16 protein-coding genes are annotated in these 17,016 nt (G+C 45.6%); 12 read left to right on the top strand and 4 right to left on the bottom strand.

Annotated elements, in window-relative coordinates; all coding sequences use genetic code 11:
- Positions 1-55: 55 nt before the first annotated feature.
- Complete coding sequence (locus MKY73_RS23615; protein WP_339303688.1) at positions 56-973, bottom strand: winged helix-turn-helix transcriptional regulator; 918 nt, start codon at positions 971-973, stop codon at positions 56-58.
- A gap of 385 nt (positions 974-1,358) precedes the next feature.
- Between MKY73_RS23615 and MKY73_RS23610 the strand changes: the two genes are divergently transcribed.
- The 10 genes from MKY73_RS23610 to MKY73_RS23565 all read left to right on the top strand — a co-directional run bounded on the left by MKY73_RS23610 (position 1,359) and on the right by MKY73_RS23565 (position 12,087).
- Positions 1,359-2,279 (top strand): glycoside hydrolase family 43 protein, encoded by a 921-nt coding sequence (locus tag MKY73_RS23610; protein WP_339308720.1) that lies wholly within the window; start codon positions 1,359-1,361, stop codon positions 2,277-2,279.
- Between the two features lie 132 nt (positions 2,280-2,411).
- Complete coding sequence (locus MKY73_RS23605) at positions 2,412-3,755, top strand: sugar ABC transporter substrate-binding protein (RefSeq protein ID WP_339303687.1); 1,344 nt, start codon at positions 2,412-2,414, stop codon at positions 3,753-3,755.
- A 156-nt stretch (positions 3,756-3,911) separates the two neighbouring features.
- Positions 3,912-4,802, top strand: coding sequence for a sugar ABC transporter permease (locus tag MKY73_RS23600; RefSeq protein WP_339303686.1), 891 nt, complete (start codon positions 3,912-3,914; stop codon positions 4,800-4,802).
- A 26-nt stretch (positions 4,803-4,828) separates the two neighbouring features.
- Positions 4,829-5,671, top strand: coding sequence for a carbohydrate ABC transporter permease (locus tag MKY73_RS23595; RefSeq protein WP_278296469.1), 843 nt, complete (start codon positions 4,829-4,831; stop codon positions 5,669-5,671).
- A 56-nt stretch (positions 5,672-5,727) separates the two neighbouring features.
- A complete protein-coding gene (locus MKY73_RS23590) occupies positions 5,728-7,149 on the top strand; it encodes an arabinan endo-1,5-alpha-L-arabinosidase (protein WP_339308718.1) in 1,422 nt (473 codons plus the stop codon).
- 567 nt (positions 7,150-7,716) lie between these two features.
- On the top strand, positions 7,717-8,697 hold the full coding sequence (locus MKY73_RS23585) for a family 43 glycosylhydrolase (RefSeq protein WP_339303685.1): 981 nt from the start codon (positions 7,717-7,719) through the stop codon (positions 8,695-8,697).
- A 326-nt stretch (positions 8,698-9,023) separates the two neighbouring features.
- Positions 9,024-9,422, top strand: coding sequence for an IS200/IS605 family transposase (gene tnpA / locus MKY73_RS23580; protein WP_047840510.1), 399 nt, complete (start codon positions 9,024-9,026; stop codon positions 9,420-9,422).
- Between the two features lie 5 nt (positions 9,423-9,427).
- A complete protein-coding gene (locus MKY73_RS23575) occupies positions 9,428-10,507 on the top strand; it encodes a transposase (protein ID WP_339308716.1) in 1,080 nt (359 codons plus the stop codon).
- Positions 10,508-10,681: 174 nt separating this feature from the next.
- Positions 10,682-11,527: an EcsC family protein gene (locus tag MKY73_RS23570; protein ID WP_339303684.1), complete on the top strand. Its 846-nt coding sequence runs from the start codon at positions 10,682-10,684 to the stop codon at positions 11,525-11,527.
- Positions 11,528-11,598: 71 nt separating this feature from the next.
- Complete coding sequence (locus MKY73_RS23565) at positions 11,599-12,087, top strand: prolyl-tRNA synthetase associated domain-containing protein (protein WP_339303683.1); 489 nt, start codon at positions 11,599-11,601, stop codon at positions 12,085-12,087.
- A gap of 428 nt (positions 12,088-12,515) precedes the next feature.
- On the opposite strand, the gene MKY73_RS23560 is transcribed toward MKY73_RS23565, so the two are convergent.
- Positions 12,516-13,790 carry an MFS transporter gene (locus MKY73_RS23560; protein ID WP_036611474.1) on the bottom strand — a complete coding sequence of 425 codons (1,275 nt, stop codon included), beginning with the start codon at positions 13,788-13,790 and terminating at the stop codon, positions 12,516-12,518.
- 617 nt (positions 13,791-14,407) lie between these two features.
- On the opposite strand from MKY73_RS23560, the gene MKY73_RS23555 reads away from it, so the two are divergent.
- Both MKY73_RS23555 and MKY73_RS23550 read left to right on the top strand, forming a co-directional pair.
- Complete coding sequence (locus tag MKY73_RS23555) at positions 14,408-15,292, top strand: hypothetical protein (RefSeq protein WP_339303682.1); 885 nt, start codon at positions 14,408-14,410, stop codon at positions 15,290-15,292.
- A gap of 13 nt (positions 15,293-15,305) precedes the next feature.
- Entirely contained in the window at positions 15,306-15,518 is a 213-nt protein-coding gene (locus MKY73_RS23550; RefSeq protein WP_339303681.1) for a hypothetical protein, read from the top strand.
- A gap of 138 nt (positions 15,519-15,656) precedes the next feature.
- On the opposite strand, the gene queF is transcribed toward MKY73_RS23550, so the two are convergent.
- Both queF and queE read right to left on the bottom strand, forming a co-directional pair.
- Positions 15,657-16,148, bottom strand: coding sequence for a preQ(1) synthase (queF, locus tag MKY73_RS23545; RefSeq protein ID WP_017690202.1), 492 nt, complete (start codon positions 16,146-16,148; stop codon positions 15,657-15,659).
- Between the two features lie 151 nt (positions 16,149-16,299).
- A complete protein-coding gene (gene queE, locus MKY73_RS23540) occupies positions 16,300-17,010 on the bottom strand; it encodes a 7-carboxy-7-deazaguanine synthase QueE (protein WP_339308714.1) in 711 nt (236 codons plus the stop codon).
- Between the last annotated feature and the right edge of the window lie 6 nt (positions 17,011-17,016).

The following is a 17,016-nucleotide window of genomic DNA, read 5'->3' as shown; positions in this document are numbered from 1 at the left end:
TTACGTTAACAGATGATCGAGCTAATTCATATCAAGTGAATAGTCAGAGCTGGCTCTACTCTTCTTGCACGTTATAAAGAACCCGAGCAAGCAGATTCTGTCCATAGTTACCAAAGTTTTTGCCAAAGATCGTTAAGCCCCGTTTGTTCAAAGGTCTGTCCGTAACCGCAATGCGGAAGTGAATATCGCTCTTGTAATCCAGCCCAATCTGGTCCAGCGTTACGTCCGAGATGCGGCATCCGTCGATATAGCTGCCTTCCTGCGTAATCCGGATGAGCTTCAGCATGCCGTACTGATTCAAGTGCGGAGGCCACCATTCCGGGTTGAAGGTGCCACGTGTATTGCCAAAATCCCCCGGACTCGTCCAGCAGCCAATCTCAATACCGTTGATGTAGAAATAGATATCCGAAGGGTAATTATCGCAAAAACCAGGTGCCTCCGATCCCAGTTCCATCGACAACTGAATTTCGCTAAACGACTGATTGGGCTTGAGGTAGTTGGGGATACGATACTCCAAGTAACCTTCAGCCAGCCAGATCATCTCCGCATCAATTCGCAGTGGATCAGCAAAGTAACGCGGATCGTCGAACTCTCCAACAATGCTATCCCGGGTAGCGAGACCACATGTAGGTGCAGCCTGATAATCGCTGTAATGACCGACCTGAATTTCCACCTCGTAACGATTGTTAATCTCCTGTGAACGCAGATCAACCATCAATTTTTCCTCATTGAGATAACATATCTTCTGAATTCCATGTTTGCCAACGGCGGTGTTGATCTCGATCAATCCGCTCTCTTCAAGCTTCTTAATATGCATGGTGATAGCGCCATTGCTCAGTCCCAGCTTGGTTGCTAGATCATTGAGATTAAGACTTTGGTTCTTGGCCAGCAGCTCGATGATCTGAATCCGGATTTCCGAACTGAGCGCTTTGAAAATATTCACACCCGACATCAGATCTTTAATATAAATCATAGGTGGATTCCTTTCCCCGTTCTGAACAAAGTCTCTTCTTCATGCAGACATTTGCACATTTATATGTTTTATTTCAGATAATTATAAATCATTCCCTCATGGAAGGGAAGGGCAGAGAAATAGAAGCCAAAACCCTTCTGTATAGCGCAAATATGAAAATGTAATCCACTTTTTGTTCACTATTACGGTTAAAATAAGTGTTAATCAGTTCATGTATATTTGAAATATACCATTGAAATGTAATGTAACCGCTTTTATAATCCTATTATACCTAAATTGATTCAATACATCATGAACCAAATTAACCATTTGAAAGGTGGAGTTAGGTTTGGATAAGTTGAAGACGGTGCAAAAGTTCAGAAGGAAACGTTGGGCATTACCCGCATTGCTTGTCTTAGTGTTGCTGCTTGCAGGTCAATCACGGGCTTTTGCAGCATTTTGGAATCTGACCGGAGATATCGCTGTTCATGATCCATCGATTATCAAAGAGGGCAGCTCCTGGTACACCTTCTCAACGGGGCCGGGCATTCAGGTATTGAAATCGGATAATGGATCGTCCTGGTATCGGGTTCCGCAAATCTTCCTGAGTAAGCCATCTTGGTGGGCTTCTGCGGTTCCGGGACAGAGTGGATTGGATGTATGGGCACCGGACGTAGAGCAGTATAACGGAAAAGTGTGGCTCTATTATTCAATCTCCACCTTTGGTTCTAATCGGTCTGCGATTGGTCTCGCGTCCGCGAACAGTATCGGTGCAGGGCAATGGAAGGATGAAGGGATGGTGCTTCAGACAACGACCGCCAATAATTATAATGCGATTGATCCGAATCTGGTCATTGATGCTTCAGGCAATCCATGGCTGGCCTTCGGTTCTTTCTGGAGCGGTCTGAAGATTGTCAAGCTGGACAAAAATACGATGAAACCGACAGGCAGCATAACTTCCATTGCTGCGCGCCCGAATAACGGAGGTGCTATTGAAGGACCAAGTGTTGTATACCGTGGCGGCTATTATTACCTGTTTGCCTCCATCGATTCTTGCTGCCAAGGAGTGAACAGTACCTACAAAATGGTCTATGGACGTTCGACCAGCATAACAGGCCCTTATGTGGACAAAAACGGAGTCAATATGTTGAATGGTGGCGGTACGATATTGGATACAGGCAATGTGAAATGGAAAGGTCCAGGTGGTCAGGACGTGTACAACGGTAATGTCATCGCAAGACATGCCTATGATGCAGAGGATAATGGCAATCCGAAATTGCTGATTAATGACTTGCTTTGGGATGCGAATGGCTGGCCTATGTATTGATTTATTTTATATAAATATAAATTGTTTTATAAAAGTGTTGACTAAAGTGATCTGGATTTGATAAATTTAACAACAGAAATCTTATTTCATCCAATTGAATACGTTTACAAGTCCAGATCAGGAGGGGTTCAGATGGTAAAGAAAAAGAATTGGGTCACATTTATGCTTCTAATGCTGGTAAGTGCACTGGTACTTGCGGGCTGCGGAGGAGGAAGTAGCGGTTCAAATGGGGACAAGGAGTTAACATTTATGTTCCGCGGCGGTACGGACGAGCAGAAAGCATACCAGGCGGTGGTCAAGAAGTTCGAAGAAGATCATCCAGGTGTAAAAGTCAAAATCATTGTAACGGCTGCAGATCAATATGCAACCAAGCTGAGAGCGGCAATTACAGGCAACAGCTTGCCTGATGTATTCTACATCAATCCGGGCGATGTGAAAGCGTATGTGAACAGTAATGTACTGATGAATCTTACACCGTATGTTGAAAATAACCCGGATGTTGATCTCGATAATATCTGGAAATACGGTGTGGACTTGTACCGTTATGATGGCCAAATGTCAGGACAAGGTGACATCTACGGTATGCCGAAGGATCTGGGGCCATTTGCACTGGGATACAACAAAACTTTGTTTGAAAAAGAGGGCATTCCATTCCCTGATAAGGATAAACCATATACATGGGACGAGTTCATTAAGGTGAACCAGCAAGCGACCAAAGATACCAATGGGGACGGTAAACCCGATGTGTACGGTACAGGATTTAACGTGCAATGGGCACTGCAAGCCTTTGTATGGAGCAATGGCGGCGATTGGTTGGATGAGACTAAAACAAAAGTAACGATTGATGATCCGAAATTCGCGGAAGCGCTGCAATTCTTCGCGGATATGCAAAACAAATACAAAATCACACCTTCCATTGAGGAAGCGCAAACATTGGATACGTACCAGCGCTGGATGAAAGGTGAGATGGCTTTCTTCCCTGTTGGACCATGGGATATGAGTACATTTGAGAAACTGCCTTTCGATTATGATTTGCTGCCATTCCCTGCGGGATCTACTGGCAAATCGGCAACGTGGATCGGATCTCTGGGTATCGGAGTATCGGCAAAAACGAAACATCCGGAAGAAGCTGCCGCATTGGTGAACTACCTTACGGCTTCGAAGGAAGGCATGCAGCAACTGGTGGATGCCAAGGTACAGATTCCAAACTTGCTTGATATGGCAGACGAGTGGGCCAAAGATACATCCACAAAACCAGCCAATAAACAGGAATTCATTGATATCGTTGAGGATTACGGTCGGGCTCTGCCAGGCAACTACACATACAATGCGGAGTGGTATGACCTGTTCTTCACGGACATCCAGCCGGTATTGGATGGCAAGATTACAGCCGCAGACTATGTGAAGCAGCAACAGCCGAAAATGCAGAAGCTGCTCGATAAAGCAGTTGAACAAGAAAAGAAATCACAGAAATAGTAGATAGGTAGAGCGATGCCGGCAGAGTGCAATCATGCTGCTGGCATCATTCGTGTTGGAATTTGTGGAGTTCCATACGGGCATGTGGCATTCGTTGATCGGCAAGGTTCAATCGAAGAATGCCACATGCTGATACTAGAAACAGGGGTGAACGCCGTGATTACGAAATCGAGTTTGTATCGCAAAGAGATGCTGTATGGATATCTGTTTATTTTACCTCCGATTCTTGGATTGCTGATCTTTGTCATGTTCCCGTTCCTCTACTCCCTTTATGGTTCCTTTACGGATTGGGACGGACTGGGACAGATGAATTTTATTGGCCTGGCCAACTTCAAGGATCTGCTCACGGATGACCTGTTTTATAAAGCGATGTTTAACACATTTTTCCTGATGCTTGGTATCCCGATTGGTTTGTTGCTCGCATTGTTGCTGGCCATGGGTCTTAATCGTAAAATTCCCGGCACCACGACATTCCGAGTGATCTATTACATTCCGGTCATTTCATCCCTCGCGGCGGTGTCCATTATGTGGAACTGGGCGTACAACGGAGATTACGGTCTGGTCAACCAGTTCCTTGACCTGTTTGGAATTAAGGGTCCTAACTGGCTCGCGAACAAAGACACGGTCAAGCCTGCTCTGATTATTATGACGGTGTGGAAAGGCCTGGGATACACCATGTTATTGTACTTGGCAGCCCTGCAAAGTGTATCACGTACATATTACGAGGCGGCTGAGCTGGATGGAGCGAATAGCTTCCAAATCTTCCGTAACATCACTTGGCCGATGGTCAAGCCGGTTACCTTTTTCCTCATCGTTACGAATATCATTGGCGGTTCCCAGATCTTCACCGAGATGAACATTATGACACCTACCGGGGGGCCTGAATATTCTTCGGCATCAATCGTTTTCTACATCTGGCAGAAGGCCTTCAGTAACTTGCAGATGGGTTATGCCTCAGCGATGGCCATGATTCTGGGTATTTTCATTTTTGTCATTACCCTTGTGCAATTCAAAATGAACGAAAAATCAGCCTATGATGGGGATTGATTGTCAAGGAAAGGAGTGAACCGGAGATGTCTTACAGTCAAAAGAGGAAGTTAACGAATTCGATCATTTTTATCGTACTCGCGATTGGTGCAATTGCGATGATTGCACCACTGATCTGGATGTTGTCCACGTCATTGAAGGAGAAGCAGGATGTGTTCGCGCTTCCGCCTGTATGGATACCTGAAGTATTCCAGTTTGGAAAGTATAAAGAAATCTGGGAAGCAGGGCCGCTGCTCAGCGGGATCAAAAACAGCCTTATCGTTGCGGTGAGTGTAACGGTGGTGGGTACGTTTACGTCCAGTATCGCTGCATTTGCTTTTGCCAAATTAAGATTCCCGCACAAAAATAAACTGTTCCTCGCATTGCTGGCATCCATGATGATTCCTTATCCGACCGTCATGATCCCGCAATTCATCATGTTTGCGAAGCTGGGCTGGGTGGATACGCTGCTTCCACTGATCGTTCCAGGCCTGTTCGGTAATGTCATCATGATTTTCTTCCTGCGCCAATATCTGCTTAGTGTGCCTGATGCGATTATTGAGGCGGCCAAAATCGATGGAAGCTCCTATTTCCGGCTGTACTCCAGCATTACGTTCCCGCTCATCAAACCTGCGGTAGCTGCGCAGTTGATTCTCTGGTTCATGGGCATCTGGAACGATTATCTGGCACCAATTATCTATCTGAACTCACCGGAGAAGCAGACGTTACAGCTCGTTATAGCGAATTTCAATGCCACGTATGCGATTCAAACCGATTACCCACTTATTATGGCGGCGTCCATCGTAGCTCTGTTACCAGTGTTGATCATCTTCCTGATCTTCCAGAAACAGATTATTGAATCGGTTGCGATCTCGGGAGTGAAGGGATGAATCAGTGGAAGAGATTACGGGGTTGGACATTTTCGAAGAGAGGGGTTGTTGCTTCCATGTTGCTTATGCTAATTGTTGGAGCTACAGGTTGTTCTGGAGAAGGAGCAGGAGAAACGGTGCCCCGTCCGGTCTTTCCTGAAGCTCCTCAAGATACCCAACTGTATGACACCTCCATACTGGATGATGAATCCCGTTGGACAGTAAACAATGCACATGATCCGGCCATTATCAAAACAGACCAGGGTTACTACGTCTATTCCACAGACGTTCGTGTAGCGGGAGAACCGAAACCCGGCGTCATGGTACGCAAATCGGATGATCTGATCCACTGGACATGGGTAGGCCAGGCTCTGCCAGGCATTCCGCAAGAAGCGCTGGATTGGACAGGTGCAGTGAACCTGTGGGCGCCGGATGTGATTCAGGTTGGTGACACCTATCGGATGTACTATTCGGCATCCAGTTTCGGTAGTACCCAGTCGGCCATTGGTTTGCAGACAGCTAAGTCCCCGGAAGGCCCATGGACAGATGAAGGGCTGGTTGTGAAAACCCTTGCGAATGAACAGGATAAACTGAATGCCATTGATGCCAATCCCATTGTGGATGCCGAGGGCAATTCGTGGATGGTATACGGTTCGTTTTTTGATGGCATATATATTGCCCCACTCGATCCGGATACCGGAAAATTCAAGGGTGAGGGTTATGGTACCCGCATTGCTGCACGGGATCGTGCAACCGAAGAGGGCGCAGTCGAAGGTCCATACATCGTGTATAACCCGGAGTTCAAAAAGTATTATCTGTTCGTCTCCTATGACTCCTTATTCGAGGACTATAACGTGCGGGTTGCGCGTGCCGATTCAATCACAGGACCGTACACGGACATGAATGGCATGAACATGCTGGATACGGAACATCTGCCTCAATATGAGATCGGCACCAAAATTCTGGGGGGTTATCGCTTCACAGAAGGTGAGGGCTGGGTTGCGCCCGGACATAACTCCGTTCTCAAGGACGGAGACGATTATTATATCGTGCATCATGCTCGGGGTGAGACGGATAAAAACTGGCCCTATCTGCATGTACGCAAAATGGTATGGACGAAGGACGGCTGGCCTGTGGTGTCACCTGAACGGTACGCCGGTGAGACTGCACAGGATATTCCGAAATCCATGATTGCCGGGGAGTGGGAAGGCATGGCGCTTGATCCGTCCGTGGACGGGCAGATTCAGGCAGTGCCTTATACCCTAACAGGCAACGGTAAAATTAAAAGCGAAAATGGTTCTGGAACCTGGACATTTGATGGCCAACAAACATTGACACTGACGTGGAAAGAAAGTCCATGGGGCGGAGCTTCCATAGAAGAGCTGAAGCTGCTCCCGTCCTGGGACTGGGAGCGAAGCCAGCCTGCGCTGATGGTAACAGGACTTAATGACCGCGGTGTAGCGGTCTGGGGCAAGCAGATTAGCGCAGTGGAGGAGTAAGGCGGGAAGCAGCGCGTAACCCAGCGAGCGCGAAAAGAGCGAGCTGCTGAACCAAAGGTGCACAAGCAGTGAGGGGGAGGAAGGAGCCGCAGGAGCGAGTTTGGCATCCGATTTCAACCGCCAGGAGCGGTGGAAAAAGAAATCGGAGGACAAGAGAGCACCGAGGCCCTGCCATCCCCGAACGTCCGCTGTGCACCAAAGCTGGCCTATAGCTCTGCGGCCAGCTCTGTATACATGGGGAGAGTTGACCCTGCGAAGCGGTCAACCCCATTCGACCGAGCCAATATAAGGCTCGAAGTGAGGTTGTAACCCAGCGAGCGCCGTAAGAGCGAGCTGCTGAACCAAAGGTGCACAAGCAGTGAGGGGGAGGAAGGAGCTGCGGGGGCGAGTTTGGCATCCGATTTCAACCGCCAGGAGCGGTGGAAAAAGAAATCGGAGGACAAGAGAGCACCGAGGCCCTACCACCCTCGAACGTCCGCTGTGCACCATGTCTTGCCTGTTCTTTTCACGTATGCGTTACATCCTCAACTCCGAGCCATCACACACATTTGAAAGGGGAGCATTCCCATGACAGATTCCATTACCTTTACTAATCCCATTCTGGAGCAGCGTGCTGATCCGTGGGTGTACCGTCATACAGACGGCTACTATTATTTCTCCGCTTCCGTGCCAGCCTTTGACCGGATCGAGATCCGGCGAGCAGAGACGTTGGAAGAGTTAAGAGATGCGGAGCCGGTAACGGCTTGGACCAAGCGTGACACGGGGCCGATGAGTGCCAACATCTGGGCACCGGAGATTCATTTTATCGATGGCAAATGGTACATACATTACGCTGCGGCTCATACCAGTGAGACCAACGAAGGTCTGTTTGATCACCGGATGTATGTGCTGGAGAACGATTCTACGAATCCACTCGAAGGGGAGTGGGTAGAAAAGGGACAGATCTATACACGCTGGGAATCATTTGCGCTGGATGCAACGACCTTTGAACATAAGGGAATCCGCTATCTGGTCTGGGCACAGAAAGATCCCGATATCGTGGGTAACTCGAACCTCTACATTGCCGAAATGGAAAGCCCATGGACGCTACGGGGCGAACAGGTCATGATCTCTACGCCGGAGTATGATTGGGAAATCATCGGCTTTAAAGTGAATGAAGGCCCTGCGGTGATGCATCGCAATGGACGGTTATTTATTGGATACTCGGCGAGCGCGACCGATTACAATTATTGTATGGGTTTGCTCACCGCAGATGAAGATGCCAATCTGCTTGATCCGGCGAGTTGGGTGAAGTCACCCAAGCCGGTGTTCCAGACCTGTGAAGCGAACGGGCAGTATGGTCCGGGTCATAACAGCTTTACTGTATCACCAGATGGCAAGACGGATATCTTGATCTATCATGCACGTAATTACAAAGATATCGAGGGTGATCCATTGTATGATCCAAACCGTCATGCCCGTGCTCAAGTGATTTGCTGGCGTGAAGATGGCACACCTGATTTTGGTGTTCCGGTACCGGATGGAAAAGCAGTAGCAGAAACGAAATAAGATGTAGTATGTCTTTCAATACGAGAGCCCTTGGTTAGCGAGTGATGCTGATTTAAGGGCTCTTTTGTATGGAAACGATAGGAAAGAGCAGTATGGGTGTCAATGTGTTGGATATAAAACAAAGCAACCACAACGATGATTTCTGCGTATGAAAAAGATACAGATTACAGAATCCCGAACGAGAAAGCCCAATTCTTTAGATGTGGGATGAAAGTGAGGTCGGATACGGAGTATCACTATTGTGATTCTTCAAGTATCCGAAATGTCTGCCTTCTTAATTTTTTTAGTTTGTTTCAATTCATCTATTAAACTGATACAATATAGATATGAATGAATATAGAAGAACAAACACAACCGTATCTTTGTTGAACTATCATTTTGTGTTCTGCCCACGATACAGAAGAAAGATATTTCTCAAATTAGAGGTAGAACAGCGCTTCAAGGAACTGGTGCATGAGGTATGTGCAGAGCTTAAAATTGTGATTGTTGCCATGGAGTGCGACAAAGACCATACACATATGTTTCTCAATGCACTTCCAACATTAAGCCCTGCTGATATCATGGCAAAAATAAAAGGAGTCACATCAAAAAAACTACGAGAAGAGTTTCCACACCTTCTGCATTTGCCCAGTTTGTGGACACGTTCCTATTTTGTTTCTACCGCTGGAAATGTATCAAGTGAGACCATCAAGCGTTATGTTGAACAACAAAAGACAAGGGGGTGAAGTAACTGTCTCAGACCCTAACGGTTAAGGTAAAGCTGCTGCCGACTAAAGAGCAGATCCAACTATTGCAACAAAGTAGTCATGAATATATCCGAGTTGTTAATACACTCGTGGCCGAGATGGTAGAAGAAAAGAAAAGGTTGAAGAAGACAACAAAAGACATTCCTGCTAATCTACCAAGTGCAGTAAAAAATCAAGCGATTAAAGATGCGAATAGTGTCTTCTCTAACAAAGTTAAGAAAAGTAAATACGCAATCATACCGATCCTAAAGAAACCGATTTGCGTATGGAATAACCAAAACTATTCTCTTGACTTCACGCACATTTCCATTCCATTCATGGTAGAGGGGAAATCTAAGCGTTTAAAAATTCGTGCATTGTTCATCGACAAGGACCATCGAAACGTTGACCTTTTGAAGCATAAACTTGGTACGCTCCGTGTCACGAAAAGCTCAGGTAAGTGGATAGCCCAAATTGCTGTCACCATGCCAATAACTGAAAAAACGGGTATGCGGATTTTGGGCATTGATTTAGGACTTAAAGTCCCTGCCGTAGCCATCACAGATAATGATCACGCTCGATTCTTTGGGAATGGGCGAGAAAACAAATACAAGAAACGGAAGTTTCGTAGTGTTCGTCAAAAACTAGGAAAACAAAAGAAAGTGAACGCTATTCGCAAGTTAGATGATAAAGAACAACGATGGATGAAAGACAAAGACCACAAAGTCAGTCGTGAAATCGTTAATTTCGCAGTCGAAAATAAGACTTCTGTCATTCGTTTAGAGCAACTAACGAATATTAGGCAGACGACAAGAACAAGTCGTAAAAACGAAAAGAATCTACACACATGGTCATTCTACCGTTTGGCACAATTCATTGAATACAAAGCAAACATGGCAGGGATCAAAGTGGAATATGTGAACCCTGCATATTCAAGTCAAACCTGTCCAGAATGTTCAAAAAAGAACAAGGTGCAAGATAGAAGATATACGTGCCCATGTGGATTCAAGAGACATCGTGATATCGTTGGGGCGATGAATATTCGCTACGCAACTGTGATTGGCGGTAACAGTCAATCAGCCTAAGATGCTATATGCACTGTCTTAGGAGGGGTAATGGCATACCCTAATCTTAGCATCTGTCCAAAGCAGAAATGAAATGAGGACGTTAAGCTTAGCTAAGAATCCCAATCACTTTAGTGATCTTGCCCCTTTAGGGGTGGGAGTGTCAAGATGCACAACCTATTAGGAGGATTATATATGGATTCACGCGAAACCTTGGACCAGGAACTTGAACAGATTTTGAAATGGGAAAAACAGCAGAAGGACTTGTTTATATGGGATAAAATCGGGCGTTTGCCCTTTGCAATGTTGGATAAAGTGATGCCTAAAGCACTGAAACAGAAAATCGGTGATTCCCTGAACGATGTCGGGCAGTATGTACAACATGGAGGTAAGTTTCTCGTACAGAAGAAAAAAGTAGCCAAGCTGCTGCAGGAGGAAGCCGAGAAGTCCGGTTATTCCATGATAGATACCACCTATCGTCTGGAGCAGGAAGCTGAAACCGAGGGCTCAGCGAAGATTCATAGTGTGGAAAAGTTGCCACTTCAGGTGCTGGACCAGGTGGCCGATAACATTACCGAGAGTCGAACGAAGTTTGCTGCGGCTCAGGGAGCAGCCACAGGATTTGGTGGTATTGTAACCATTGCAGCAGATATACCGATGGTGATGGGGCTTTCCTTGAAGGTACTTCAGGAGATGGCGCTATGTTACGGGTATGATCCCGATGAACCGCTGGAGCGCATCTTTATTGTGAAATGTCTGCAATTCTCATCTGCTGATATCGTAGGCAAGAAAGCGATCATCGAAGAACTGGCCGCTTACGATGACCCGGACAAGCCCATGGAAGTGGTATCGCAGATGCAGGGTTGGCGGGAAGTTTTTAATTCCTATAGTGAATCCTTTGGTTGGAAAAAGCTGTTCCAGCTCATTCCAGTTGCCGGCATGGTGTTTGGATCGGTGAGCAACAAAAATACAATCCGGGATGTAGCGGAAGCAGGCAAAATGCTGTACAAAAAAAGGCTGATCCTTCAGCGTTTGAAGTAATTTAGAGAGAACGTAATAATCGTAATATTGCAGAAGAATACTTCATTTACAATGAAAGAGATGAATTTAACATGTTAAACAAACAAGGTTTCTATGATCTTTTGGATCGGAATAATATCGTTTACGAGAGTATTGAACATCCCGCCGTATATACGATGGAGGAAATATTCTCTTACCAAATTCCACATACAGAACATATCGTTAAAAACCTATTCCTGCGTGATGACAAGAAACGCAACTATTATCTGGTGACGATTGCTGGAACGAAGTCAGTTGATTTGAGAAGTTTAAGCGAAAAAATACCTAGCCGCAAACTAAGTTTTGCTAGCGAAAAGGATTTGTTGGAATACCTCGGACTGGAAAAAGGACACGTCAATCCAATAGGGGTTCTCAATAATATTCAGAAAAACGTAACCGTCGTTTTTGACAAGGATCTGGCTGGTCAAAAAATCGGAATTCATCCCATGGAAAATACAGCAACAGTATTCCTAGAGTTTGAAGATGTAAAGGAACTGATCACAGCTCAAGGTTATAGCGTTGTGATGTGTGACGTAGAGTAATACGGTTGAAGCTAATTGTGAGTAAAACCAATATAACAAAAAGGGTTCCTGCCGGTCTGTGCATCCAGATGGCGGGAACCCTTTTGTTGTTATGGTTTAAACTTTTTATTCAGAGTACAAATGTAGGCTATTAAGTTAAATTGTATCTAACGAACTCAGCAGACGCTATTTTGCGATATTTCACTCATCCCAATTTCTAAAGAATCTCAGACACGTTATTTCTACATTTCACACGCACATCCCACAGTTTTCGGCCTTTTTCAGGGGGATAGCGTTGCTCAGATTCCTTAGATTGCGAAACATGCGATATCCGTTCAAATAAGAGCTGTCACGTTCGTTAGCACAGCTAACGTCTTATAAGGGCAATGTTGCCACGTAAGGATTGGATCCAATATAGAATAAAAAGTTGACACCTGTTGATGTATTGCTTACTCCTCACTACCGTTTTCTTTCGCCCAGATATTCAGTAATTTATCGGATGGAAGCAGGAACGTGAAGATCCCGAGTAGAGGCAGGAAGCTGCACATCTGCATCACGGGTGATACGCCGAAGACGTCAATCCAGTTGCCCAGCACGAGTGCGCCCAGACCTCCCATACCAAATGCCAGACCCGTAATTAGGCCGGAAACCGTTCCGATTTTGCCTGGAATCAGCATTTGTGCATATACCACCGTAACCGAGAAGCTGGATAACATGATAAATCCAATAATGGTTAACAGTACACCTGTCCAGAACAGATTCGCATAAGGTAGCAACAGAGCAAGTGGAGCAGCTCCGGCCATGGACAGGAAAATCAGATTACGTTTGCCGAATCGATCCGCCAAGGGTCCTCCGAAGAACGTACCAAGTGCTCCCGCAGCCAGGAACAGGAAGATATAGATCTGTGCGTCCTCTGTGGACAATCCAAAGGTATCTTTCAGATTAAACGCATAGAAACTGCCAATGGAAGCGATATACCAGGAACGAACAAAGACGAGCAAGATTAATAGCGTAATGGCTGCTGTAATCTTTTTGCGCAATGCTGGATTTGGTGCACGACGTGCAGCAGCCTGTCTACGCAGGTATCCACCCGATTGCAGCATGCGGCCATACCAACGGGCGATGTAGATCTGAACTGCAATCCCCATGGCAGCAATGCCAGTGAATCCAATGGCACCGAATAGTCCAAACGGGATAAAGATCCAGCGTGTAAGCAATGGTGCAAGCGATTGCCCGGCATTACCACCGACCTGGAAGATGGATTGTGCCAGCCCACGGCGCTGACCAGCAGCCATATGGGATACTCGTGAACCTTCCGGATGGAAAGCCGCTGAACCCAGACCGACAAAGATCACGGAGATCAGGACAGCCATGTAACTGTCAGCGAAGGCCAGCAGCAACATGCCCGTAAATGTAAAACCCATGCCAATGGGCAGGATGGATGGTGTTGGTTTTTTATCAGCAAACCAGCCTACGACAGGCTGCATAATGGATGCGGTAAAGTTGATGGCAAAGGAAATCCATCCGATCTGCGTATACGTGAGATGCATGGAGTCTTTGAGAATCGGAAAAATGGCTGGAATGACCGACTGGATCGAATCATTGAACAGATGGACCAGACTGATCGCAATAAGTATCCGGTAAACGGTGCTTTGGGCATCCGATCCGGGTGGGGCTTTCGAACGCGCAGCGGCGTCCTTGGTTAATGTAGATTGCGTAGACATGTACAATTCTCCTTTGGTCGCGGTCACGAGGGATCAGCGCCTGATGTTGTATTCTATGCGTGTAAGCATATTGTTACATAATAGGACAGATTGAATGGACCGACAAGGGGAACAAGAGAAAACGCTAGTGAGAAAAGGGGACTAAACTGATCTCTAAGAATTTAAAAATGCAGCAGATAGCCTGATTACTAAATACAGTGATGAAGGTAACAACGCAGGTGATCTTGAATCCAGTCTGGACAAAATAGTAGCGATGGTCAACATGGAGTGTGGTGAATTTTCCACGATCAATCCGCACAAAAAATGTCAGTAACCTTAACTATTCTGCTAGGTAAGTAATTCGATTGACTTACAGATTAGAGTGGATCACCAACAGTGATGATTCTCATTCTATTTCAGGTGCTTTTTAGGTTTAATTTATTTAAATGATGTTATATGAATAGTTACAGATACAAAAGTCTTGAAGAAAATTACTATAATTTTTAAAAAATAAATAATTATAGGTAAATAGTACATTTTATTCTTTTGTTGCCCATTTTAATGGATAATTCGTGTAACATTGTATATGCGCTCGGATTAATACTTGGCGTAAAATATCCGGAAAATCAGGAGGGTTTATGAAAAAATTAGCGGTTACTATTTCTTCTGTAATGTTGTTGTCCACATTATCATCCTTTTCTACAAATATTTATGCCGAAAAAGTTATGGATTCTCAAGACGAAGGAATTCAATATAATGTTTCTAAAGATGGGGCTAGGGTAGAATATAGTACATCATATGAAGAAAAAGATACTGGTTTAAATGTAGAACTTAAAATTACTGAAGAGGGTGACATTCGTAAAGTAGAGCATTATGTTGACAATAAGTTTTTTTCTGAAGCAACTTATAATAAAGCTGAAGATCAAGTGGTAACTAAGCTGGCGAATGGTGATGAAATTATACAAAAGGCTAGTGACCTTGTTATGGAATTACCTGAACATGAAATTCTCTCGGAAGAGAAATTCGAATCTGATTCTGCTATGGGAAAAAATGAAATTGATTCTATGATGGAAGTTGCTTTAAATGCATCCCCAGGCTATAATTTTGTGAGGACAAAATATAATACAGCTTGGAATCAATATGGTTCAATTTATCAAAAGCAGTCACTTGTGGATACAAAAGTTTACCGATTGAATATATCAGCGGGGACCGTCGTGTCTACCATTGCTTCGATTATTGACATTTTTGCAACAAAGGGTAAGGTGACAGCTCTGTTTAGAACATTGCTTTATTCGACGTCTGGTGTAATTATAGATACAATTGTTGGCCAAATGGATGCTAAAAAGCATTTGACACAAGTTGAAGTATATTCACAAGGATTGCTTGGTTTAAGATCAGAAAGGTACATTGTCACAGCGAACATTAACGGTAGAACAGCGCAGATTATAGATACCGGTGACGAAAGAACCTATGATGAGTTAATTGACATTGGCGTATATAATGTGGTACTTCAGAAATTATAAAGGAATGATGAAGATGAAATCGCTATCACCCTATGTTCTTGCCAAACGTAACTTGGCGATGACCGTTTTATTCATGGCAGTCATGACTTTCCTGGCTATTTATGTTTCATCTACATCTATGTACTTTGCTATTGGATTCTTTGTAGTTGTTCAATCGATTGGTGTGTGGATGTTGAAACATTACCTTAAAAAGGTCAAAGAACTAAAGGAAGATCAGTCTACTTGATTGCGTTGCGATCCCATTATATCTGAAGACTGAGGTTCTAAAAGTTTATACTACAAAGCCGAACTTCTTCGAATTTGAAGAGTTCGGCTTTTGACATTCTATGATTCTATTTTATACAGAGTGGATGAACCTGAAGGATTAACGATTATCAATCGTCTCCGGATACATATCATGATTCATCATGCGATGGTCAGCCATCTGTTCATACTTCGTTCCTGGCTTACCGTAGTTCGTATACGGGTCAATCGAAATACCGCCGCGCGGTGTGAATTTGCCCCATACTTCGATGTAGCGCGGGTCCATCAGCTTGATCAGGTCGTTCATGATGATGTTCACACAATCCTCGTGGAAATCGCCGTGGTTGCGGAAGCTGAACAGGTACAGCTTGAGCGATTTGCTCTCGACCATTTTGATATCAGGAATATAGCTAATATAGATCGTCGCAAAGTCCGGTTGGCCTGTAATCGGGCACAGGCTGGTGAACTCCGGGCAGTTGAATTTCACAAAATAATCACGGTACGGATGCTTGTTATCGAAGCTCTCCAGGATTCCCGGATCATATTCAAACGTATATTTTACGTTCTGGTTGCCCAACAACGTCACATCTTGCATCTCATCAGGTTGTCTCATCGGTTCGTAAACGCTCCTTGTTTCCGCCAAAGCCCGAAGCCTCGCGGTATATATGAATAGGCGATTTGCCTGTTTAATTCTCTTTATTATCTGGGTGTTTCATCTTCCATCCTCATCCGTACATCATGCCGCCCATTCACCCATCTGCCCATCAAACGCCGCGTTTGTTCCCCCATACCAACGTATGAAGCTGTGGAAGCACACGAACATCATTCAGGTCATCGGATGCACTGACTTGGTCAATCAGCCACTCATAACGAGCAAGCAGCGAGGACGCCAGATCTGGGGTATCGGCGGAAGTCACATCCGGGTTCCCGGTTTGTAAAAATAGATCCGTGCCCGGATATCGTGCATGCACACGGCGGGAATAGTCGAGGTCTGTCTCATCGAAGATCACGATTTTCAGACTATGACTTCGCTCTGCCGGGCCAGCGGCTAGCCGTTCGATCAGATCATCCAGCACGGACCAATCCGTGTCCATGCCGGAGCTGGGTGGCTTGGGCGAGACGGTGACTTCGTCAATGTCCGCCAGCCAAGGCTGCCAGCGGGAGCCCTGCGTCTCCACCGCGGTGCGGATGCCGTTCTCCCGCAGCAGGGCAACCAACCCGCCCAGCGAAGCGAGCAGGGCGGGATTACCGCCGGAGATGGTGACATGGGAGAAACGCGTGCCGCCAACGCGGCGCAATTCTTCCCATACATCCTCCGGCGTAATCATCTGGATCTGGTCCTTGCCACTGCCGTCCCAGGTAAAGGCCGAGTCGCACCAGGAGCAGCGATAATCGCAGCCCGCGGTGCGAACAAACATCGTTTTTTGCCCGATGACCATGCCTTCGCCTTGAACCGTCGGACCAAAAATCTCCATCACAGG

This window comes from Paenibacillus sp. FSL R5-0519 (genome assembly GCF_037974275.1).
Taxonomy (GTDB): Bacteria; Bacillota; Bacilli; order Paenibacillales; family Paenibacillaceae; genus Paenibacillus.
This window is presented reverse-complemented; position numbering and strand designations above follow the sequence as displayed.

What these genes read in the sequence shown, in the direction of transcription:
- MKY73_RS23615 (WP_339303688.1), bottom strand. Translation starts at nt 973, where the DNA reads ATGATTTATATTAAAGATCTGATGTCGGGTGTGAATATTTTCAAAGCG.
- MKY73_RS23605 (WP_339303687.1), top strand. Translation starts at nt 2,412, where the DNA reads ATGGTAAAGAAAAAGAATTGGGTCACATTTATGCTTCTAATGCTGGTA.
- MKY73_RS23595 (WP_278296469.1), top strand. Translation starts at nt 4,829, where the DNA reads ATGTCTTACAGTCAAAAGAGGAAGTTAACGAATTCGATCATTTTTATC.
- MKY73_RS23590 (WP_339308718.1), top strand. Translation starts at nt 5,728, where the DNA reads ATGTTGCTTATGCTAATTGTTGGAGCTACAGGTTGTTCTGGAGAAGGA.
- MKY73_RS23585 (WP_339303685.1), top strand. Translation starts at nt 7,717, where the DNA reads ATGACAGATTCCATTACCTTTACTAATCCCATTCTGGAGCAGCGTGCT.
- tnpA (WP_047840510.1), top strand. Translation starts at nt 9,024, where the DNA reads ATGAATGAATATAGAAGAACAAACACAACCGTATCTTTGTTGAACTAT.
- MKY73_RS23570 (WP_339303684.1), top strand. Translation starts at nt 10,682, where the DNA reads ATGGATTCACGCGAAACCTTGGACCAGGAACTTGAACAGATTTTGAAA.
- MKY73_RS23565 (WP_339303683.1), top strand. Translation starts at nt 11,599, where the DNA reads ATGTTAAACAAACAAGGTTTCTATGATCTTTTGGATCGGAATAATATC.
- MKY73_RS23560 (WP_036611474.1), bottom strand. Translation starts at nt 13,790, where the DNA reads ATGTCTACGCAATCTACATTAACCAAGGACGCCGCTGCGCGTTCGAAA.
- MKY73_RS23555 (WP_339303682.1), top strand. Translation starts at nt 14,408, where the DNA reads ATGAAAAAATTAGCGGTTACTATTTCTTCTGTAATGTTGTTGTCCACA.
- MKY73_RS23550 (WP_339303681.1), top strand. Translation starts at nt 15,306, where the DNA reads ATGAAATCGCTATCACCCTATGTTCTTGCCAAACGTAACTTGGCGATG.
- queF (WP_017690202.1), bottom strand. Translation starts at nt 16,148, where the DNA reads ATGAGACAACCTGATGAGATGCAAGATGTGACGTTGTTGGGCAACCAG.
- queE (WP_339308714.1), bottom strand. Translation starts at nt 17,010, where the DNA reads ATGGAGATTTTTGGTCCGACGGTTCAAGGCGAAGGCATGGTCATCGGG.